The sequence below is a fragment of the Streptomyces sp. NBC_01197 genome (genome assembly GCF_036010505.1).
Taxonomy (GTDB): Bacteria; Actinomycetota; Actinomycetes; order Streptomycetales; family Streptomycetaceae; genus Streptomyces.
The window spans coordinates 3819923-3842157 of record NZ_CP108569.1; the positions used below are offsets into that span (position 1 = coordinate 3819923).

The following is a 22235-nucleotide window of genomic DNA, read 5'->3' on the forward strand; positions in this document are numbered from 1 at the left end:
TGGGGGCACCTTTGCACACGCGGGAGCTCGGAGCACCGGGCTGAGAGGGCGCTGACCAGCAGACTGCTGTGAGCTGCGCCGACCGCCGAACCTGTTACCGGGTAATGCCGGCGTAGGGAGTAGGTCTCATGACCACAGTGGATGCACGCACGCCTGCCACCGACCAGGACGAGCGCAAGCCGGGCTGGCACAAGGGATATGTCGCGGGGCCGGAGGGCTCGCGCGCGGATCTCAGGGTGCCCGTCAGGCAGGTGCACCTCACCAATGGGCAGGACGTGACGCTGTACGACACGTCAGGCCCGTACACCGATCCCACCGTCGAGACCGATGTACGGCGCGGGCTCGCCCCGCTCCGGGAGAACTGGATCATCGGCCGCGGCGACACCGAGGAGTACGCGGGCCGCCCGGCCCGTCCCGAGGACGACGGGGTCAAGCACACTTCGCCGCGCGGAGGACTCCGTAACCTCGACGCGGTCTTCCCCGGCCGTCCCCGCCAGCCCAGAAGGGGGCGTGAGGGGCGCGCGGTGAGCCAGCTCGCGTACGCCGTGCGCGGGGAGATCACCCCGGAGATGGAGTACGTCGCGATCCGGGAGAACGTCTCCCCCGAGGTCGTACGGGAGGAGATCGCCGCGGGCCGGGCGGTCCTGCCGGCCAACGTCAACCACCCGGAGATCGAGCCGATGATCATCGGGAAGCGGTTCCTGGTGAAGGTCAACGCCAACATCGGTAACTCCGCGGTCACTTCCTCCATCGAGGAGGAGGTGGACAAGATGACCTGGGCCACCAAGTGGGGCGCGGACACGGTCATGGACCTGTCCACCGGGCGCAATATCCACACCACCCGCGAGTGGGTGCTGCGCAACTCCCCCGTCCCGATCGGCACGGTCCCGCTCTACCAGGCCCTGGAGAAGGTCGACGGCCAGGCCGAGGAGCTGACCTGGGAGATCTACAAGGACACGGTCATCGAGCAGGCCGAACAGGGCGTCGACTACATGACCGTGCACGCGGGGGTTCTGCTGCGGTACGTGCCACTCACCGCACGCCGCAAGACGGGGATCGTCTCGCGCGGCGGCTCGATCATGGCGGCGTGGTGCCTGGCACACCACAAGGAGTCGTTCCTGTACGAGAACTTCGAGGAGCTGTCGTCCATCCTGGCCTCCTACGACGTCACCTATTCACTGGGCGACGGGCTGCGGCCGGGGTCGATCGCGGACGCCAACGACGAGGCGCAGTTCGCGGAGTTGCGCACCCTCGGGGAACTCAACACGGTCGCCAAACGTCATGGTGTACAGACGATGATCGAAGGTCCCGGTCACGTCCCGATGCACAAGATCAAGGAGAACATCGACCTCCAGCAGGAAATCTGCGAGGAGGCCCCCTTCTATACGCTCGGCCCGCTCACCACGGACGTGGCCCCGGCGTATGACCACATCACCTCCGGCATCGGGGCGGCGATGATCGCCTGGTGGGGCACGGCCATGCTCTGCTACGTCACGCCCAAGGAGCACCTGGGGCTGCCCAACCGGGACGACGTGAAGACCGGCGTGATCACGTACAAGATCGCGGCTCACGCGGCGGATCTGGCCAAGGGGCACCAGGACGCGCAGAAGTGGGACGACGCGCTCTCGGACGCACGCTTCGAGTTCCGCTGGGAGGACCAGTTCAATCTGGCTCTCGACCCCGACACGGCAAGGGAGTTCCATGACGAGACGCTGCCGGCCGAGCCGGCCAAGACCGCGCATTTCTGTTCCATGTGCGGGCCGAAGTTCTGCTCGATGAAGATCTCCCAGGACATCCGCCGCGAACATGGCGGAAGCCAGGAGGAGATCGAGTCGGGGATGGCGGAGAAGTCGAAGGAGTTCGCGGCGAGCGGCAACCGGGTGTACCTGCCGATCGCCGACTGACCACGCCCCCATGCCGGGCGCGGGGCCGGTCCTGTACCGGCCGGGGCCGTACCTGGCGGCCCCGTACCGGCCGGCCCCACCGCGGACCGGCCGGTGACACCCGCCCTGGTGTTCAGGGCCGGTGTCACTCCGGCTGGTGGTCGGGGCCGCCGAAGTCCGGGCTCGTGAAGTCCGGACTGGTGAAGCTGGGCCGCTCGTGGGTCGGCGTCTCACCCGCGTCCGGACTGGCGAAGTCCGGACGGCTGTACCCGAGGCTGGGTATGCGGCCCGTGGGCCGGTACGGGGCGGGCGCCGCCGGATCCACGCTCGGGTCGGCCAGCGCGGCGCTCAGGAACGGGACGATGCCCCGTTCCAGCAGGGCGTGGCGCCAGGCCTCCCGGGCCCGGGCGACCTCTTCGGAGAGCTCGTCGTCCCCCTCCTCCGGCTCGGGGTGCACCTCGGTCGAGCCATTGCGCAGTGCCGTCAGGAGGAGCCCGATCGCTGCGGCCAGGAGTGCGGCGGCGGTGAGGGCCGCGAAGAACCAGCCCGCGGTGACCATGGTGTTGCCGAAGGCGGGTGCGGGATTGAGCGCCTTGAGGAGGTAGCCCACCAGCAGGAAGATCACGGCGGCGGTGCCCGCAAGCACCGGGGCCAGTACGGCCAGTACGGCGGCGAGGCCCGCGCCCGCGGTGGGGCCGCTTCTGACGGGCGCGAGGACGGAGGCGCGCGCCGACTCCTGGGCGGGCGCGCGAAGTTCGGCCCGCACCTTCACGAAGTGGTCGTACTCGGCCGCCGCGGCCGATGTGACGAGGCTGTCTGCGTCGAGCACCATGGTGCGCAGCTGCTCGCTGTTGAGCCGCTGTCCCAGCTCGGCCAGATCCGGTCGGTCGGGTGCGGTGCGCAGTGCGTCGTCGAGGAGCCGCTCGAACTCCGGACGGTCCTCTGTCAGCAGGTGCGAAGCGCTGTTCATGTGCATCCCCCGATGCTCCGTCGGGCCGTACCGCCCGCCTTCTGACGGGCAGTCGGGCGTAAACGGAGGAGAGCCTGCTACGGATAACCCGATGGTAGAGCTGTTATGGCACGGGGTAACAGAGGGTTTCCGGAAATCGCCTTCAGGCGGGCTGTTCAGTTCGGCAGCGGCAGCTGCACCACGAGCAGCTTTCCGGCCATGGTCACGCCGCCGTCCATGGCGACGGCGAGCCCGTCCGCGTACACGTGCGGACCCTCGATAACGGTGCGCGGACCGTCCTCGCCGTCCTCACCCCCGACCTCGCCCAGCAGGTACGGGATGGGGCTGTGACCGTGGACGATCCGGCGGCCGCCGAAGACTCCGAGGAGCTCCTGCACGGCCTGCGGTCCCGAATCGTCGCGGAACGCGAAGCGCTTGGTGAACTTGCGGAACAGGTCCCAGCACTCGTCGGCGTCGTTACGGGTGAGCGTCTCGCGGACGGTGTCGTTGACCGCTTCGAGCGAATCGCCGTAGTCGAGATAGGCGGTGGTGTCGGAGTGCACCAGGAGGTGGTCGTCCTCCAGCTCCATGGCGTCGAGCCGCGACATCCACTGGAGGTGGACGTCCTGCAGCCGGTCCATGTCGGCCTTCTGGCCGCCGTTGAGCAGCCAGGCCGCCTGGAAGGTCGCGGTACCCGCACCGGAGTTGACCGGTGTGTCCCCGAAGCGCTTGGCGCCGATGAGCAGCAGCTCGTGGTTGCCCATGAGGGCCTTGCAGTAGCCCCCGGCGGCCGCGGCCTCGGCGGACAGCCGCATCACGAGGTCGATGACCCCGATGCCGTCGGGACCGCGGTCGGTGAAGTCGCCGAGGAACCAGAGGCGGGCGTTGCCGGCGGCCCAGTTGCCCTCGGTGTCGATGAGCCCCTGGGCGCGCAGGGCGGCCAGGAGTTCGTCGAGGTACCCGTGGACGTCTCCGACGACGTAGAGGGGCCCGAGCCCTCCCTCACCTTCGGAAGGAGCGGGGAGGGGCTGCGGTTCGGGCACGATCGGTACGACGACCGTGTCACCGGGGCCACCGGGGCTGATGACGGGCAGGTCCCGCTGGGTAGCCGTATACCCGTCCGGCTCCTCACCGGCGGCGTACCGCGGCGCCTTCCCGGCATCGCGGACGTGCTCGGACGCGGGCAGGGGCGGTACGCGGAAGCCCCGCACTGTCGCCGTCCGCATCGCGGGTTCCAGACCGGCCCCCTGAGTCATCGACCCCTCCACCACCGTCGCGCGCCGTGCACCGGTCGGACCTGCCTGTTCGGGGAGCCCGCGGTGTCGTGCGCCCATCATAGGAATGCGACTAGCACTCTGTGACGCACTAGGGGTGCTGAATCCGGACGGTCTGCCGCCCCACCGCCCGTTTCGCACCTATTGGGGTGGTCAGTCCGGTGCCGGGGAGCGGGGCGCGCTGACCGTGGTGCGCGGCGGGCGGCGCTGCGAGGAGGTCCGGACGATGAGTTCGGTCGGTATTACCTGCTCGACCGGATGGTCCTCATTGATCCCTTCGATGGCATCGATGAGTAACTGGATGACGGCCGTACCGATCCTGCGTGGCTTGAGCGAGAGGGTCGTGATGGGCGGCTCGGTGCTCGCGTACACGGTGGATTCGCTGCAGCAGACCAGCAGCAGGTCCTCCGGGACACGCAGTCCGTACCGCCGTGCTGCCGCGAGCAGGTCGGTGCCGTTGGGGTCGAAGAGTCCGTAGACGGCGTCCGGGCGGTCGGGGCGGGCGAGCAGGCGGTCCGCGGCGACGGCTCCCGCGCACGGGTCGTGGGCGGGGTAGGACTCGTACACCGGATCCTGTCCGACCCGCTCGCACCAGCGCAGATACGCGGTGGTGGAGAGCCGGGTGTACGTGTCCGTGGTGGTGCCGGTGAGCAGTCCGATACGGCGGGCCCCGGCTGCGGCGAGATGGTCGAGCAGATCGAGGACCGCTGCCTCGTGGTCGTTGTCGACCCAGGCCGTGACGGGCAGGGTGCCCGCCGGGCGGCCGTCGGACACGACGGGGAGACCCTGGCGTACGAGTTCGGTGACGACGGGGTCGTGGTCGGAGGGGTCGATGACGACGGTGCCGTCGAGGGCGACGTTCGACCAGACGTCCACCGCGCTGTGGCGCGAGGTCGCGGGGAGGATGACGAGTGCATAGCCGCGCGCGAGCGCGGCGGAGGTGGCGGCTCTGGCCATCTCGGCGAAGTACGCGAATTCGGTGAAGGTGAAGGGTTCGTCCCCGTACGTGGTGACGGTCAGGCCGATGAGGCCGGACTTGCCGGTACGGAGGGTTCGGGCCGCGGCGGAAGGGCGGTAGCCCAGCCGGTCGGCGACCTCGCGGACATGGCGGCGGGTGGCGTCCGGGAGCCTGCCCTTGCCGTTGAGCGCGTCGGAGACGGTCGTGATGGACACACCGGCGGCGGCGGCCACGTCCCGGATGCCCGCTCGTCCTTGCCGGTTGGCCCTGCGAGGAGTCTCCGCCCGGCTCACCTGGTGCTTCCCTGCTGCTGTCATGGCGAGCCGATAGTAGGGCGACGAGGGGTGGTTGAGCTGGGCGCATATGCACGCGTTGACAGGCACGTTTCTGCATGATCATTTAGCGTCAATCACCTTTGAATACAGGGGATTTGGGGGCCCTGTCAAAGGAGTCTCGGGTGTCGGCGGGTATGTACCTGGCCCATGGCTGATGTTGCGATGAGGTCTCAACTCACCTCTTCGGGGGACGCGCGCCACGGCGCAAGCCATGGGCGCGCGCCCTGTCCGGCAGCACGCCCCCCGCCGACGCCCGCCATTCGCACGGAGCCGCACTCCTCATAGGGTGGGTTCATCCGAGTCGAGGAGGACCCGCTGTGAGCCAGAAGAGCCCCAGGCTGCGCGCCGCGCTGGACGGCATTCCCGCGTACGTTCCGGGCAGGCCGGCCGCCGCGGGCGGCCCCGTCGCCTACAAGCTGTCCTCCAACGAGAACCCGTATCCACCGCTGCCGGGTGTGATGGAGAGTGCGATCGCCGCGGCCGGAAGCTTCAACCGGTACCCGGACATGGCCTGCACCGTCCTGGTCAACGAACTGGCCGAGCGCTTCGGAGTGCCGGTCTCGCATCTGGCGACGGGCACCGGAGCGGTCGGCGTCGCCCAGTCGCTGCTCCAGATCACCTCGGGCCCCGGCGACGAGGTGATCTACGCCTGGCGGTCGTTCGAGGCGTACCCGATCATCACGCGGATCAGCGGGGCGACCGCGGTGCAGGTGCCGCTGGACTCCGGCGATGTGCACGACCTGGACGCGATGGCGGACGCGATCACCGAGCGGACCCGGATGATCTTCGTCTGCAACCCCAACAACCCGACCGGGACCGTGGTCCGCAGGGCCGCGCTGGAGCGTTTCCTGGACCGGGTGCCCTCCGACGTCCTGGTGGTCATCGACGAGGCGTACCGGGAGTTCAACCGGGACATCGAGATGCCCGATGGCATCGAGCTGTACCGGGACCGGCCCAATGTCGCGGTACTGCGGACCTTCTCCAAGGCGTACGGGCTGGCCGGGCTGCGGGTCGGCTTCGCCATCGCCCACGAGCCGGTCGCGGCCGCGCTGCGCAAGACCGCGGTGCCCTTCGGAGTGAGCCAGCTGGCGCAGGACGCGGCGGTCGCGTCCCTGCGGGCCGAGGACGAGCTGCTGGGCCGGGTCGGCTCCCTGGTCGCCGAGCGGACGCGGGTGTACGAGGGGCTGGTCGGCCAGGGCTGGACGGTGCCGGAGACACAGGCGAACTTCGTATGGCTCCGGCTGGGCGGCCGCACCGCCGACTTCGCCGCGGCCTGTGAGAAGGCGGGGGTGGTGGTGCGCCCCTTCGCGGGCGAGGGCGTACGGGTCTCCATCGGCGAGACCGAGGGCAACGACCTCTTCCTCCAGGCGGCTGCCGCCTTTCGTAAGGAGCTGTAACCCTCTTCCGGGCCGGGTTCGAACAGGGCGGGGTGTCATTGGGGCACCCCGCCTTCGTCATGCCCGGAGTGCTTTCGTAGTATTGCTTGTGAATGTGAACGCTTTCACAAGCGCGTCCTTTTCCTTCCGGGCTGTGTGGGATCAAAGGGACGGAAAGCCGCTGTGACCCAGGCCACGTAAGGAGAGTGACGACGTGGAACTAGCTCTGTCGCCGGATACCCTGGCGCGCTGGCAGTTCGGGCTGACCACCGTCTACCACTACCTGTTCGTCCCCCTCACGATCTCCCTCGCCGCCATCACCGCGGGCTTCGAGACCGCCTGGGTGCGGAAGGGCGCGGAGAAGTACTTCCACGCCACGAAGTTCTGGGGGAAGCTCCTGCTGATCAACCTGGCAATCGGTGTTGCCACCGGCCTCGTCCAGGAGTTCCAGTTCGGTATGAACTGGTCGGACTACTCGAAGTTCGTCGGTGACGTCTTCGGGGCGCCGCTCGCGATGGAGGCGCTGATTGCCTTCTTCTTCGAGTCGACCTTCATCGGGCTGTGGATCTTCGGCTGGGACAAGCTGCCCAAGAAGATTCACTGTGCCTGCATCTGGATGGTGGCGATCGGTACGACCTTCTCGGCGTACTTCATCCTGGCGGCCAACTCCTGGATGCAGCACCCGGTCGGGTACACCATCGACCGGGCCACTGGTGTAGCGCACCTCAACGACATCTGGCGCGTGCTCACCCAGAAGACCGCGCTGGTGGTCTTCACCCACACCATGACCTCGGCGTTCCTCACCGGCGGCGCCTTCGTCGTCGGTATCGCCAGCTACCACCTGTGGAAGATCAGGCGGGCCAGGGCCGCGGGCACCAGCACCGACACCAAGCGCACCCGTGTGATGCGCACCTCGCTGCGCATGGGCCTGGTGATGACGGTGACCGCCGGAATCCTCACCGCGCTCTCCGGCGACCAGCTGGGCAAGGTGATGTTCGAGCAGCAGCCCATGAAGATGGCCGCGGCCGAGGCGCTCTGGGAGACCCAGGCACCGGCGCCGTTCTCCGTCTTCGCGGTGGGCAACGTGGCGGCGGGCCACAACTCCGTCGAGTTGTCGATCCCGGGGATACTTTCCTTCCTCGCCCACGACGACTTCCACACCGCGGTGCCCGGCATTCACCAGACCGCGAAGGCCGAGGCCGCCAAGTACGGTGGCAGCCCCGACGACTACGTACCCAACATCTTCGTCACCTTCTGGGGATTCCGGCTCATGATCGGGATCGGGCTCACCGCGTCGGTGGCCGCGGCCGCCGGACTCTGGCTGACCCGGAAGAAGAAGTGGCTGCTGCCGGAGCACCGGACCGGTGACGACGAGGCGCCGAAGCTCATGCTCACGGCGGGCCGGGAGCTGAACCCCTTCTTCACGAAGTGGGGCTGGCGCGTGGGGATGGCCTCCCTGGTCTTCCCGCTGATCGCCAACTCCATCGGCTGGGTCTTCACCGAGATGGGCCGGCAGCCCTGGACGGTCTTCGGTCTCTTCAAGACCGCCGACTCCGTCTCCCCCGGTGTCTCCCAGACGGCGATGCTGATCTCGGTGATCGTCCTGGTCACGCTCTACGCGATTCTCGGCTGGATCAATGTCCGGCTGATGAAGAAGTACGCGGTGATGGGACCGGACACCGAGGAGCAGCCACCGGCCAAGGACCCGCGGCTGCGCGGCCCCTTCTCAGGGCCCGGCGGGCCCGGAGACCGGGACGATGACGCCGACAAACCCCTGACCTTCGCGTACTGAGAGGAGAGACGTCATGGGCCTCAACGACTTCTGGTTTCTGCTGATCGCCGTGCTGTGGACCGGGTACTTCTTCCTCGAAGGCTTCGACTTCGGGGTCGGTATCCTCACCCGGCTGCTGGCCAGGGACCGGCGCGAGCGCCGGGTGCTGATCAACATCATCGGTCCTGTCTGGGACGGGAACGAGGTGTGGCTGATCACCGCGGCAGGCGCGATGTTCGCGGCCTTCCCGGTCTGGTACGCCACCTTCTTCAGCGGCTTCTATCTGCTGCTCGTACTGATCCTGGTGCTGCTGATCGTGCGGGTCCTGTCCTTCGAGTACCGCCACAAGCGGTCCGAGGAGAGCTGGCAGCGCAACTGGGAGTGGGTGCTCTTCATCACCTCGCTGCTGCTGCCGTTCCTCTGGGGGCTGATTTTCGCCAACATGGTCCATGGGGTGCCGATCAACAGCCACCAGGACTACGCCGGTTCGCTGGGGGACCTGCTGAACGGTTACGGGGTCCTCGGTGGACTCGCCTTCACCGCGCTGTGCACCCTGCACGGGGCGGTCTTCACGGCGCTCAAGACCGTGGGCGACATCCGGGAGCGGGCGAGGGCCTTCGCGGCCAAGGCCGCTGTCGTCACGGCGGCTCTCGCTGCAGCGTTCCTGATCTGGCTGCAGGCGGACCGCGGCGACGGGTCCACGCTGGCGGCGCTCTGTGTGGCGCTGGCCGCACTCATCGCGGCGTTGGTGATGAACGCCCGGACCCGGGAAGGCTGGGCCTTCGCCTTCACGGGGGTGGCCATCGCGGCGACGGTGGCCGCGCTGTTCCTCTCGCTGGCGCCGGATGTGATGCCGTCCTCGCTCAACGCTGCCTGGTCTCTGACGATCGACAACGCGGCGTCCGGCCATTACACGCTCAAGGTCATGACCTGGGTGGCGGGCATCATGACGCCGCTGGTCCTGCTCTATCAGGGCTGGACGTACTGGGTGTTCCGCAAGCGGCTGGGCACCCAGCACATCGCCGATGCCCACTAGGGGAGGGTGTTTCACGTGAAACCGATCGACCCGCGTCTGCTCCGGTACGCCGGTGCCACTCGTCTCTTCCTGGGCGCTGTGGTGGTCCTCGGACTGGCCGGCGCGGGTCTGGTCGTGGCCCAGGCCATGCTGATCGCCGATGTGGTGGTGGGAGCTTTCCAGCACGGCCTGGACGGATCAGGGCTGCGGAGCTCGCTGCTGCTGCTCGTGGCGGTGGCGCTGGGCCGGGGGCTGGTGGCCTGGCTGACCGAGCTGGCCGCGCACCGGGCCAGCGCCGCGGTCAAGTCCGAGCTGCGGCGGCGGCTCCTTGAGAGGTCCGCCGAGCTGGGGCCGCAGTGGCTGACCGGTCAGCGGACCGGGTCGCTGGTAGCCCTCGCCACCCGGGGTGTCGACGCCCTGGACGACTACTTCTCGCGCTATCTCCCGCAGCTGGGGCTCGCGGTGGTGGTGCCGGTGGCGGTGCTGGCGCGAGTTGTCACCGAGGACTGGGTGTCGGCGGCCATCATCGTGGGGACGCTGCCGCTGATCCCGGTCTTCATGATGCTCATCGGCTGGGCCACCCAGGCCCGCATGGACCGGCAGTGGAGGCTGCTCTCCAGGCTGTCGGGGCACTTCCTCGACGTGGTGGCCGGGCTGCCGACGCTGAAGGTGTTCGGACGGGCCAAGGCGCAGGCCGAGTCGATCAGGACCATCACGGACGAGTACCGGAAGGCGACGCTGCGGACGCTGCGGATCGCCTTCCTCTCGTCGTTCGCGCTGGAGCTGCTGGCGACCCTGTCGGTGGCGCTCGTCGCTGTCGGTATCGGGCTGCGGCTCGTCAAGGGGGAGCTGGACCTGTACACGGGTCTGGTGATCCTGGTGCTGGCGCCCGAGGCCTATCTGCCACTGCGGCAGGTGGGGGCGCAGTACCACGCGGCGGCCGAGGGGCTGTCGGCCGCCGAGGAGATCTTCGCGGTGCTGGAGACACCGCTGCCGACGGGAGGGACCCGCGAGGTCCCCGGCTCGCTCCGGCTGGAGCTGGACCGGGTGACGGTGCGCCACCCCGGCCGTACGGAACCGTCGCTGGAGTCGGCTTCGTTGGTCGTCGGGGCCGGAGAGACGGTCGCGGTCACCGGGCCGAGCGGGGTCGGGAAGTCGACGCTGCTCAATGTCCTGCTGGGTTTCGCGGCGCCGGACGAGGGACGGGTTCTCGTCGGGCCGGCCGGTGAGGGCCGGGAAACCACTGTCGAGCTGGCCTCGCTCTCCCCCGAGCGGTGGCGCGAGCAGATCGCCTGGGTGCCGCAGCAGCCGTATCTGTTCGCGGGCACGATCGCGGAGAACGTACGGCTGGCGCGTCCCGACGCCGATGTGTCAGCGGTGCACGGCGCTCTGCGCGATGCCGGCGCGTACGACTTCGTCGCCGCGCTGCCGGGCGGTGCGGACACCGTACTCGGTGAGGGCGGTGCGGGACTCTCGGCCGGGCAGCGGCAACGGCTCGCACTGGCCAGGGCGTTCCTCGCCGACCGGCCGCTGCTGCTGCTCGACGAGCCGACGGCGGCGCTGGACGGCGAGACGGAAGCCGGCATCGTCGACGCGGTACGACGCCTTGCGTCGGGCCGCACCGTGGTTCTCGTGGTGCACCGGCCGGCCCTGCTCGCGGTGGCCGACCGCATGGTCGCGCTGGCGCCCGGCACCTCGCCGGCTGCCCCGGCCGGTGGTGACCCTCTCGTACCGCAGGCCGCTGCCCTGCCCGTACCGCGGGCGGAGCAGCTGACCCAGGAGACAGCGGAGACCGAGGCCGTCACGGCGGACCGGCCCGGGCGGCGGGACCCGCTGGCGCGGGTGCGGGAGGCCGCCGGCGCGCTGCGGGGGCGGCTGCTGCTGGCCCTGCTGCTCGGAAGTCTCGCGCTGGGCTCGGCCATCGGGCTCATGGCGACATCGGGCTGGCTCATCTCGCGGGCCTCGCAGGAGCCGCCCGTGCTCTATCTGATGGTCGCTGTCACGGCGACCCGGGCCTTCGGGACCGGGCGGGCCGTCTTCCGCTATGCCGAGCGGCTGGTGTCGCACGACGCGGTGCTGCGGATGCTCGCCGGTCTGCGCGTGGCCGTCTACCGCAGGCTGGAGCGGATCGCACCCGCCGGGCTGAGCCGGGTCAGGCGCGGCGATCTGCTGTCGCGGCTGGTCGCCGATGTGGACGCGCTGCAGGACTACTGGCTGCGCTGGCTGCTTCCGGCCGCGGTCGCCGTGGTGGTGGGCGCGGCCACCATCGGGTTCACGGCCTGGCTGCTGCCCGCTGCCGGGGCGGTGCTCGCGGCAGGGCTGCTGATCGCGGGGGTCGGGGTGCCCGCGCTGAGTGGTCTCTGTGCCCGGCGGGCCGAGCGCCAACTGGCGCCCGCACGCGGGGCGCTGGCCACCCGGGTGGTTGATCTCCTCATGGGGACCGCCGAGCTGACGGTCGCCGGTGCGCTGCGCGGGCGGCTGCACAGCGCCCGGGACGCGGACCGGACGCTGACCCGGATCGCCTCACGGGGCGCCACCGCCACCGCGCTGGGTGGCGGGCTGACCGCTCTCGTCTGCGGGCTGACCGTCGCAGCCGCCGCGTTCGTCGGCGTACCGGCCGTCCACGACGGCAGGCTCGCCGGCGTGGAACTCGCGGTGGTGATGCTCACTCCGCTGGCCGCTTTCGAGGCGGTCACCGGCCTGCCGCTCGCCGTGCAGTACCGGCAGCGGGTCAGGAGGAGCGCCGAGCGGGTCTACGAGGTGCTGGACGCGCCCGTCCCCGTACAGGAGCCGGTACGTCCGGCAGCGGCGCCCGGTTCGCCCTTCCCGCTGGAGGTGAGGGGGCTGACCGCACGCTACGCGGGACAGCGGGGATACGCGCTCGACGGGGTGGACCTCAGGCTCGAAGCGGGGCGCCGGGTCGCCGTCGTGGGTCCCTCCGGTTCCGGCAAGACGACGCTCGCGCAGGTATTGCTGCGCTTCCTGGACCCGGAGGCGGGGACGTACACGCTCGGCCGGGTGGCTGCCGGCGCGCTGGACGGTGACACGGTGCGCGGACTCGTCGGGCTGTGCGCCCAGGACGCGCACATCTTCGACAGTTCCCTGCGGGAGAACCTCAGGCTGGCCCGTTCCGGTGCCTCGGACGGTGAGCTGCGCGGGGCGCTCGCCGGGGCCCGGCTGCTGGAGTGGGTGGACGGGCTGGCCGATGGGCTCGACACTCCGGTGGGGGAGCACGGTGCGAAGCTCTCCGGCGGGCAGCGCCAGCGGCTGGCACTGGCCCGTGCGCTCCTCGCCGACTTCCCCGTCCTCGTCCTGGACGAGCCGGCGGAACACCTCGACCTGGCGACCGCCGACGCGCTCACGGCGGATCTGCTGACCGCCACCGAGGGGCATACGACGCTGCTCATCACCCACCGGCTCCGCGGGCTCGACGCCGTCGACGAGGTGCTCGTTCTGGACGGTGGGCGAGTCGTGCAGCGCGGACCGTACGCGGAGCTGGCGGCGCTGGAGGGGCCGTTGCGGCGGATGCTGGAGCGTGAGCGGGCGGGTGATCTGCTGGGCAGCGAACGGAATCCGACTTTCCGGGCTTAATAGGACTTACTAGGCTCTGGGGTATGTCAGCTCCGGACCCCCACGAGCCCCCGGGAGACTCCTCTGCGGAGGACTCTCCTGCGGAGGGTTCTTCCGCGGAGGGCTCCGGTCGGCACGGGCTCTCCGCCGAGTTCACCGCGCGCGTACCGCAGCTGCTGGCGGCCATGCGCTCCATCGGTACGGGCCTCGAACTGCACGCGACGCTGAACCGGATCTGCGAGACCGCCGCCGGGCTGGCCGGCGCTCGGTATGCCGCGATCGGTGTCGTGGACCAGGAGCGCGGCGGCCTCAGTGATTTCGTCACCCATGGAGTGCCGGAGGAGGTGGCCGGACGGATCGGCCACATCCCGGACGGACACACCGGGCTCCTGGGTGCGCTGATCGAGGATGCCCACGTCGTTCGGCTCGCGGATCTGACGACCGACCCGAGGTTCGCCGGGTTCCCTCCGCACCATCCGCGGATGCGGACGTTCCTGGGCGTCCCCGTGCAGGTGCAGGGAGAGACCTTCGGCAATCTTTACGTCGCGGAGAAGACCGACGGCAGCCGGTTCACCGACGGTGATCTTCACATGGTGCAGGTCCTGGCCACCGAGGCCGGCATCGCGATCAACAACGCCCGGCTGTACGAGGCGGCCCGGCAGCGCGAGCGGTGGATCGACGGCTCGGTGGCTGTCACCACGGCACTGCTGGCCGGCGGTGACGCGGATGAGGCGCTCACAGTGGTCGCCGAACAGGCACGCCACCTGGCGGACTCGGCCGCCGGAGTGGTCATGCTGCCCGCCACGGCGGGTGGACTGGAGGTCGTCGCCGTCTCCTGCGACGACCCCGGTCAGGTCCTCGGGCTGATCGTCCCGCCCGAGAGCGGGGTCGTGGCGACACTGCTCTCCGGCGCTCCGGTGTTCGTGGACGACTCGGCGACCGATCCCCGGATGATCACCGAGGTGGGGAAGCGGTTCGGGCCGAGCATGATGCTGCCCCTGCACAGCGGCGGCCGTCTGCTGGGCGTGCTGGCCACGCCGCGCGAACGCGGCGCCCGGCCCTTCTCGGCGGCCGAACGCTTCCTGGCCTCGCGGTTCGCCTCGCAGGCAGCGCTGGCGCTGATGATGGCGGACGCCCAGCGCGACAGAGAGCGCCTCGCTGTCTTCGAGGACCGCGACCGGATCGCCCGTGACCTCCATGACCTGGTCATCCAGCGGCTGTTCGCCACCGGGATGATGCTGGAGGGTGCCCACCGCCAGTCGGCGGCGCCGGGGGTGCGCGAGGGTGTGGACAAGGCCGTCGGGGAGCTGGATGTGACGATCCAGGAGATCCGTACCGCCATCTTCGCGCTGCAGCAGGGGCCCGCCGAAGCTCCGTCGGGGCTGTGCAGACGGGTGCTGCGGGAGATCAACATGGCGGCTGTACCGCTGGGGTTCAAACCCACGCACCGCTTCGTGGGGCCGGTCGACTCGGGGGTCGGCGAGCTGACGGGGAAGAACCTGATCGCGGCGCTGCGGGAGGCCCTCTCCAACGCGTTCCGGCATGCCGCCGCCTCCCGGATCCATGTGGAGGTCGACGCCACGGCGCAGCTGGACGACGGCCGCCCGGCGGTACGTCTCACGGTCTCCGATGACGGGGTCGGCATCCCGGAGGGCGGCCGGCGCAGCGGGCTGCGCAATCTCAGCCGGCGCGCGGAGGCGCTGGGCGGATCGAGCGCCTACGGGCCGGGGCTGGGCGACGAGGGCGGCGGCACGGCGGTGGTGTGGGAGGCACCGCTGTAGACCTGCGGGCGTGCGTGCAGGCGGGAGGAGTGGATGTGCCGGTGGGGTGATCCGGGCGGGCCGGGGCGGCGGAGGGCGGGGCTGCGGGGCGGCGGCCCGCGCCCGGTCAGCGGGCCTTCAGGATCTGCTCGATGACGACCGCGACACCGTCGTCGTTGTTCGCAGCCGTACGCCCCGAAGCGGCGACCACCGCTTCCGGGTGCGCGTTGCCCATCGCGTACGAGGTGCCCGCCCACCGCAGCATCTCGACGTCGTTCGGCATGTCCCCGAGGGCGACGACTTCGGAGGGCGAGATCCCGCGCTCCGCACAGCACAGCGCCAGCGTGCCGGCTTTGGAGACGCCGGGGCCGCTTATCTCCAGCAGTGCGGTCGGGCTGGAACGGGTGACCGAGGCGCGGCGGCCGACAGCTTCGCGGGCCAGGACGAGGAAGTCGTCGGGTGCCAGTTCCGGGTGGTGGGCCAGCACCTTCAGGACGGGCTGGTCCGCGAGGTCGGAGTCCGTCGCGAGCAGCTTCTCGGCGGGCGCGACGCACGAAGCGGCGTCGAACTGCAGGGGCGGGTAGGCCAACTCGTGGTGGATGCCGCCGGTCCGCTCGACGGCGAAGGACGAGCCAGGGGCGGCGGCCCGCAGGATGGAGACCACGTCGAGGGCGTCGGTGCGCTCCAGCGGCAGGACCTTGACGAAGATGTGCCCGCCCTCGTCACCGCGGAGGTCGACCACAGCGGCGCCGTTGCCGCAGATGGCCAGGCCGTGGCCGTGCACATGGTCACTGACGACGTCCATCCAACGGGCCGGGCGGCCGGTGACGAAGAAGACATCGATACCGGCCTCCTCGGCGGCGGCGAGCGCCGCGATGGTGCGGGCCGAGACGGTTTTGTCATCGCGCAGCAGGGTGCCGTCCAGGTCGGTGGCGATCAGCCGGGGCGGAAGGGGGGCGGCGGGGCCGTTAGCTGAGGTCACCCGGCCATTCTCCCGTACGGAGGGCCTGGAGCGCACGGGAGTGCGAAGAGGCGCACAGATGAGTACGTACGCGGGTGCGGCGGTGAGTACGCAAACGGGTGCGCCGGGTCGGCGGGCGGTGGCCGGATCCGGGCACGGGCGGTGGCCCGTGGGCGATCACCCTGGGCTGGTGGTGACTACAGCTACGGCCTGGGGGCTGGGGCCTGTACGACGTAGGGTCGTGGTCATGCGTCTGAGTACCGTGATTCTTCCCGTTCGCCGCTGGAGCGAGGGTGGCCGTGAGCAGTGGGTGCGCGCCGAGGAGCTGGGCTTCCACACCGCGTACACCTACGACCACCTCTCCTGGCGGGTGCCGTTCCGCGACGGGCCCTGGTTCGGGGCGGTCCCGACGCTGACCGCGGCGGCCGCGGCCACCGCGCGCGTCCGTCTCGGCACCCTGGTCACCTCGCCGAACTTCCGGCACCCCGTGACGCTCGCGAAGGATCTGCTGTCGCTGGACGACATCTCGGACGGCCGGGTCACCCTGGGCATCGGGGCCGGCGGCACCGGCTTCGACGCCACCGCGCTCGGCCAGGAGCCGTGGACGCCGCGCGAACGGGCCGACCGGTTCAGTGAGTTCGTTCCGCTCCTCGACCGGCTGCTGACCGAGGGCTCGGTCTCCCACCGGGGCACCCACTACTCCGCCGACGAGGCCTGCAACATCCCGGGCTGTGTGCAGCGGCCGAGGCTCCCCTTCGCCGTCGCGGCGACCGGACCGCGGGGCATGAAGATCGCCGCGCGGTACGGGCAGGGCTGGGTGACGACGGGCGATCCGAAGATCTTCGAGACGGGTACGCCGGAACAGTCGGTCGAAGCCGTCCGCGGCCAGATCGGCAGGCTCGGTGCGGCGTGCGAAGAAATCGGCAGGGATGCCGCCACGCTGGAGAAGGTCCTGCTTACCGGCTTCACGCCCGATGAGGGTCGCCCCATGGAGTCCCTGGACGCCTTCGTCGACTTCGCGGGGAAGTACTTCGCCCTCGGCATCGACGAGATCGTGATCCACGCGCCGATCCCGGGCACCATCTTCGCCGCCGAGGAGAAGGTCTTCGAGCAGATCGCGACAGAGGCACTGGCGCAGCTCGGGCAGAGCTAGGGTCTTCCGTTTGGACCAGGCTGGGGAAGGGGCTGGGGCTGGGGGCGCAGGCGCCGGTGTGCATCCGAATTACCTTTTGCGCCCCCCGAGTTATGCATGATCCACAGGCAAGGTGACTTATCCACAGGGTATTTGGCGGTTCTGTGGACAAAGGCTGAGTGATTCACGGTCTTTGGTCGTTTTGCCGGACTTCTTGCTGTGGAAGAGTCAGTGCGTCCAACGCCCGTGCCTGAAGCTCCCGTTCGGTGGCGCCGGTGATGAAAGCGGCGGCGTTCTCCCGGCCCACCAGCCTCTCCACCGCAGCGAGTGTGGCCGCCGGAACCGCTACTGACGAGGGGCCCCCCGGTTCTGCCGGAGGGCTCTCCGGGCCGAGGTGCTGCTGAAGATGGCGGGTGGCGAACAGCCGCATGGCCCGGGCCAGTTCGGCATCGACGCTCTGCTGCGCGAGCGGGCGCAACCGCCGTACCAGTGAGGCGGCCTCCGCCACATGCGCGTCGCTGGGCCGGGCGGAGGACAGATAGCGCGCGAAGACATGTTCCGTCGTGAACTCCAGGAAGCGAGAGGCGATGTGCTCGACCTGGCCGCGCAACTCCCGCAGGTGGACCGAGATGGCCTTGAGCGGGACGCCGGCCGCGTGCAGTTCCACAGCCACGGCCAGCTCCTGCGGACTCGGCACCAGGAACTCGTCGTCGCTGCCGACCACCCGTTCCAGTACACCCAGCGCCAGCGCGTCCGCGACCGCCTCGTCGTCGGGCACCCCGCCGAACCGCGCGTCCAGCTCGGCACGGGAGATCCGGTCCGCTTCCTCATCGGTCCACGGGCCGCTGACCTCGGCGACGAGTCCCAGTACCCCGCCAAGACCGCGCCCGGCGTCCCACGCCTCAAGGAGCTCCTTGATGGAGGCGAGAGTGTAGCCGCGGTCGAGCAGCTCGGCGATCTGGCGCAGCCTCGCCAGATGACTGTCCCCGTAGACATTCGACCGGCCACGCCGCTGTGGTTTGGGCAGCAGGCCGCGGTCCTGGTACGCGCGGATCGTACGGACTGTGGCGCCGCTGTGGTGCGCCAGATCCTCGATCCGGTACTCGGGTCCGGCTTCCGACGTTCGTACCTCTGGCGCCGGCGCTTCTGACGCTCGCATCTCCGAAGCCCTCACCTCTGAGGCCGGCATCTCTGACGCGCGCGTCCCTGACGCCGGCACCTCTGACGCCGGCGTCCCCGGTGCCGGCACCTCCGACGCTCTCACCCCGGACACGCTGCCTCCCTCTGCTTTCTCCCCGTGGCAGGGCTACGTCATGGCAGCGCGGCCTATCGCGCCTGCCGCCGCGCGAGCGGCGGGCGAGGCTGCGAGGTACTCGGCCGCCCTGCGCAGTGAGCCCTCCTGGGAGGGATGGTACGACCGCCTGAAGTAGCGGGGTATCGCCGAGCCCAGCTCGCCCCAGGTGGGCAGCAGCCCTCTGGCGACCGCCCGGTTGTGCTCGCGCAGCGAGTACCTCGGCCTGCCCGGCCCCCGGCGCAGGAGAGCGGGGTCGTGGCGCATGAGATACGAGGCACCCCACACCCACAGCCACAGCAGTACCGGAGTGACCACGGCCATGCCCTCGATCCGCCGGGCGTAGCGCGGCAGCCCTTCGCCGCCGCAGTGCTGGTACATGTCGAAGGCCACGGCCCGGTGTTCCACCTCCTCCGCGCCGTGCCAGCGCAGTAGATCGAGCATGACGGCGTCGGACCCTGCCCTGTCGAGGGCATCGGCGCCCAGCACCCAGTCCCCGAGGACCGCGGTGAACTGCTCGATCGCGGCGATCAGCGACAGCCGGAAGCGGAGCCACTCCCGCGCAGGGACCGGTACGCCGAGCGGTGGCTCCTCCCCGAGCAGTTTCTCGAAGAGGAAGTCGACGTGCCGGGTGTACGCCGTGGTGTCGAGCCGCTGGGCGGCCAGGTGGTCCAGGACGTGGGAGTGCTGCACGCTGTGCGTGGCCTCCTGGCCCATGAACCCTTTGACGTCCTTGAGCAGTCCGGGGTCGTCGACGAGCGGCAGAGCCTCCTTGAAGACCTTCACGAACCACCGCTCGCCCGCCGGGAGCAGCAGATGCAGCACATTGATCACATGGGTTGCGGTGGGCTCGCCCGGTATCCAGTGCAGCGGTGTGTTCTCCCAGTCGAAGGAGACCCGGCGCGGCGCGATGACGTACCGTCCCGGCTCCGGGCACGCTTCCGGAGCCGGAGGCTCACCTCGATGCGCGTGCTCCCCCGGACCCGCGTGCTCACCCCGGCCCGCGTGCGCTTCCATGTCCGGATGCGGCCCCATCGACGCCTCCGAGGCCTGTCCGTGGTCGCTCACAGCGGCGGCTCCATCCGGGCGACGGCGCGCAGGGCTCTCGGCGCGAACCGGGACATGAAGCGGGCGCCTCGTGCCTCGGGTGTCACCGGCACCACCGCCCGGTTGTTCACCACGGCGGAGAGAATCGCGTCGGCCACCTTCTCCGGTGGGTAGTTGCGCAGCCCGTACAGCCGGGACGACTTCTTCTGCCGGCGCTTCTCCTCCTCCGCCGATACGCCCGCGAACCGTGCGGTGGACGTGATGTTGGTGTTCACCAGGCCCGGGCATATCGCGGTGACCCCGATGTCCTGTCCGGCCAGCTCGGCGCGCAGGCACTCGCTCAACATGAGTACGGCGGCCTTGGACGTGGAGTACGCCGGGAGAGCCTTCGACGGCTGGTACGCCGCAGCCGAAGCGGTGTTGACGATGTGGCCGCCCTGGCCACGGTCCGCCATCTGCCTGCCGAAGAGCCGGCAGCCGTGGATGACGCCCCACAGATTGACGTCGAGGACCTGCTTCCAGTCCTCGCTCGTAGTGTCCAGGAAGGAGCCCGAGAGACCGATGCCCGCGTTGTTGACCAGCACGTCGACCGTCCCGTACTCGGCGGCGACCTTCTCGGCCAGCTTCTCCATCGCCTGTTCGTCGCTGACGTCCACCTCTTCTCCCCAGGCATCGGGGGAGCCGATCAGCCGCGACATCTCCGCGGTGCGAGCCGCCCCTTCCGCGTCCCGGTCGACGGCCACGACGCGCGCTCCCGCCTCGGCGAACGCGAAGGCGGTGGCCCGGCCGATCCCGCTCGCGGCGCCCGTCACCAGGACGAGCCTGCCGCTGAAGCGGTCGGCGTACTTGCCGGTCGCCGCCGTCTGCGGGGTGGGCCCCGGGGTCTCGTTGGCGGCGACGAAATCCCCGATCCAGGCTGCCAGCTGGTCCGGCCTGGTGCGTGGCACCCAGTGCTTGGCCGGCAGGGTGCGGCGCGTCAGCTGCGGTGCCCAGTCCTCCAGTTCGTCGTAGAGATGCTCCGAGAGGAAGGCGTCGCCGGTGGGCGTGATCAGCTGGACGGGCGCGTGCGCGTACGCGTCGGTGCGCGGCCTGCGCAGCCGGGACCGGACGTTGTCACGGTAGAGCCAGGCGCCGTGCGCGGCGTCCGATGGCAGCGACGCCGTCGGGTAGTCGCCGGACGGCACCTTCTCGGCCCGCTCCAGGATCTTCGGCCACCGTTTGCCGAGCGGCCCGCGCCAGGCCAGCTCGGGCAGCACCGGCGTGTGCAGCAGGTACACGTACCAGGACTTGGCTCCCTGGCCGAGCAGTTGGGCCGTCCTGCGAGGGGTCGGCCGGGACATCCGCTTCTTGATCCACTGGCCGAAGTGGTCGAGCGATGGACCGGAGATCGAGGTGAACGAGGCGATCCGGCCCTCGGTGCGCGGCACGGTCACGAACTCCCAGGACTGCACGGATCCCCAGTCGTGGCCGACGAGGTGCACCGGCTCCCCGGGGCTGACCGCGTCCGCCACGGCCAGGAAGTCGTCGGTCAGCTTCTCCAGGGTGAAGCCACCGCGCAGCGGTACCGGCGCCGAGGACCTGCCGTGGCCCCGGACGTCGTACAGCACCACGTGGAAGTGCTCGGCCAGTTGGGCCGCGACCTCGGTCCAGACCTCCTTGCTGTCCGGGTAGCCGTGCACCAGCAGTACGGTCGGCCGGTCCGGGTCGCCCAGTTCGGCGACGCACAGTTCGATGCCTCCGGTACGGACCCAGCGCTCGCGCGCACCTTCGGTTCCCTTGCTCATGCGGCCTTCTCCTCTGCCCAGCGCCGCACATGCGGCAGATCGTCGTCCAGCCAGAAGGCGCTCTGCTCGGGATCGGCCGAGTCGGTGACGACCAGGATTTCCTCGAACTTCGCGCCCCTGCCCCGGAATCCGAGGTGTGGCTCGACCGCCCACAGCCCCGCCCGGGGCGGGTGGTCGGAGAACTTGTACGGACTCCACAGCGGCGACCAGCCGTCCCGGTGGCCGTGCAGCGCATCGCTCGCCAGGCCCTTCAGAGACTGGGTGCCGAACCCGAACACATGGGGCGACCAGCGGCGTTCCTTGACCTCGTCGACCTTGTGGGCGATCACACCGAACGGATAGGCGCGGTGCCGGTTCGCGTACCCCTGCGCGGCCATCAGCCGCTCCACGTCCTCGTAGATCGTGCGCAGCGCGCGTTTCTCACGGACCTCCCGCAGGATGAGGTCGCGGTGGGCCTCCAGGTCGGCGAGCAGCTTGTCGTGCACGGGGTTGAGGCCGAGGCAGCCGGAGTAGCCGATATCGGCGGTGAAGCCGCGGAAGACAGGCGCCATGTCGAGAATGAACGGCATCCCGGCTTCGAGCCGCCGGTTCGTCGGGAAGAACTGGAGCGGCACCCTGAACCCCGCGAAGGCGGTCCGGTCCCCGAACCAGGCGAACGGCAGGTGGAACCAGTCCCGCACACCCCGCCGGTACAGCCACTCGCGCTGCATCCGCGCCGCCTCGCGCTCGGTCACCCCTGGCCTGAGCTGTGCGGCGACAGCCTCCGCGCAGGCGTAGGCGAGGGTCTGCACCTCTCTGAACCCCCGCAGCCGCGCGGCCTCCCCGCTGCCCTGCGCGCCCCGCCGTGCGGCCGGGCCCCCTGCCCACCGCGCCGTTGCTTTCACCCCTGAGGCCATGCCACCTGTCCGTCCCGTCCGTGTGCGGTACGTGCTCGTAACTTGACACTGATGAATGTGACAATGCCCGGCGGCTACGTCAAGAGCCCCGCCTGACCTGTGGACAACGGCCTGTGGACAACTCCTCCCGGGATGCCGTCCGTGCCGCCCCTGCCCCGCCCCTCCCTCTCCTGTACCGGGCCCCTACGGGTCCGTACCTCTGGAGGGGGACAGGGATCCAGCCGTCTGGGCTG

At 70.1% G+C, this 22235-nt stretch carries 15 protein-coding genes; 7 read left to right on the forward strand and 8 right to left on the reverse strand.

Annotation, left to right across the window (positions count from 1 at the left end):
- The first annotated feature begins 128 nt into the window (after positions 1-128).
- Positions 129-1904, forward strand: coding sequence for a phosphomethylpyrimidine synthase ThiC (gene thiC, locus OG452_RS17400; RefSeq protein WP_327296510.1), 1776 nt, complete (start codon positions 129-131; stop codon positions 1902-1904).
- A gap of 124 nt (positions 1905-2028) precedes the next feature.
- Here the strand turns inward: thiC and OG452_RS17405 are convergent, their stop codons facing one another.
- The 3 genes from OG452_RS17405 to OG452_RS17415 all read right to left on the reverse strand — a co-directional run bounded on the left by OG452_RS17405 (position 2029) and on the right by OG452_RS17415 (position 5381).
- Entirely contained in the window at positions 2029-2859 is an 831-nt protein-coding gene (locus OG452_RS17405; protein ID WP_327296511.1) for a hypothetical protein, read from the reverse strand.
- Positions 2860-3008: 149 nt separating this feature from the next.
- Positions 3009-4088, reverse strand: coding sequence for a metallophosphoesterase (locus OG452_RS17410; protein WP_327296512.1), 1080 nt, complete (start codon positions 4086-4088; stop codon positions 3009-3011).
- 171 nt (positions 4089-4259) lie between these two features.
- Entirely contained in the window at positions 4260-5381 is a 1122-nt protein-coding gene (locus OG452_RS17415; RefSeq protein WP_266855275.1) for a LacI family DNA-binding transcriptional regulator, read from the reverse strand.
- A 335-nt stretch (positions 5382-5716) separates the two neighbouring features.
- Between OG452_RS17415 and hisC the strand changes: the two genes are divergently transcribed.
- From hisC to OG452_RS17440, 5 genes are all read left to right on the forward strand, one after another.
- On the forward strand, positions 5717-6796 hold the full coding sequence (gene hisC, locus OG452_RS17420) for a histidinol-phosphate transaminase (RefSeq protein WP_327296513.1): 1080 nt from the start codon (positions 5717-5719) through the stop codon (positions 6794-6796).
- Positions 6797-6989: 193 nt separating this feature from the next.
- Positions 6990-8567 (forward strand): cytochrome ubiquinol oxidase subunit I, encoded by a 1578-nt coding sequence (locus OG452_RS17425; RefSeq protein ID WP_327296514.1) that lies wholly within the window; start codon positions 6990-6992, stop codon positions 8565-8567.
- A 13-nt stretch (positions 8568-8580) separates the two neighbouring features.
- Positions 8581-9582 (forward strand): cytochrome d ubiquinol oxidase subunit II, encoded by a 1002-nt coding sequence (cydB, locus tag OG452_RS17430; RefSeq protein WP_327296515.1) that lies wholly within the window; start codon positions 8581-8583, stop codon positions 9580-9582.
- Positions 9583-9597: 15 nt separating this feature from the next.
- Entirely contained in the window at positions 9598-13152 is a 3555-nt protein-coding gene (gene cydD / locus OG452_RS17435; protein WP_327296516.1) for a thiol reductant ABC exporter subunit CydD, read from the forward strand.
- A gap of 23 nt (positions 13153-13175) precedes the next feature.
- Positions 13176-14912 carry a sensor histidine kinase gene (locus OG452_RS17440; RefSeq protein ID WP_327296517.1) on the forward strand — a complete coding sequence of 579 codons (1737 nt, stop codon included), beginning with the start codon at positions 13176-13178 and terminating at the stop codon, positions 14910-14912.
- A gap of 106 nt (positions 14913-15018) precedes the next feature.
- Here OG452_RS17440 and OG452_RS17445 read toward each other — a convergent pair whose 3' ends face one another.
- Positions 15019-15873 (reverse strand): HAD-IIB family hydrolase, encoded by an 855-nt coding sequence (locus tag OG452_RS17445; RefSeq protein ID WP_327296518.1) that lies wholly within the window; start codon positions 15871-15873, stop codon positions 15019-15021.
- Positions 15874-16093: 220 nt separating this feature from the next.
- Here OG452_RS17445 and OG452_RS17450 point away from each other — a divergent pair, with 220 nt between their 5' ends.
- Positions 16094-17005 (forward strand): LLM class flavin-dependent oxidoreductase, encoded by a 912-nt coding sequence (locus tag OG452_RS17450; RefSeq protein ID WP_327296519.1) that lies wholly within the window; start codon positions 16094-16096, stop codon positions 17003-17005.
- A gap of 163 nt (positions 17006-17168) precedes the next feature.
- Here OG452_RS17450 and OG452_RS17455 read toward each other — a convergent pair whose 3' ends face one another.
- From OG452_RS17455 to OG452_RS17470, 4 genes are all read right to left on the reverse strand, one after another.
- Complete coding sequence (locus OG452_RS17455; RefSeq protein WP_327296520.1) at positions 17169-18143, reverse strand: MerR family transcriptional regulator; 975 nt, start codon at positions 18141-18143, stop codon at positions 17169-17171.
- 147 nt (positions 18144-18290) lie between these two features.
- Positions 18291-19343, reverse strand: a complete 1053-nt coding sequence (locus tag OG452_RS17460) for a metal-dependent hydrolase (RefSeq protein ID WP_327296521.1) — start codon at positions 19341-19343, stop codon at positions 18291-18293.
- Complete coding sequence (locus OG452_RS17465) at positions 19340-21106, reverse strand: SDR family oxidoreductase (RefSeq protein ID WP_327296522.1); 1767 nt, start codon at positions 21104-21106, stop codon at positions 19340-19342. The genes OG452_RS17460 and OG452_RS17465 overlap by 4 nt, the downstream gene beginning before the upstream one ends.
- Positions 21103-22002: a M24 family metallopeptidase gene (locus OG452_RS17470; RefSeq protein ID WP_327296523.1), complete on the reverse strand. Its 900-nt coding sequence runs from the start codon at positions 22000-22002 to the stop codon at positions 21103-21105. The genes OG452_RS17465 and OG452_RS17470 overlap by 4 nt, the downstream gene beginning before the upstream one ends.
- Positions 22003-22235: the final 233 nt, after the last annotated feature.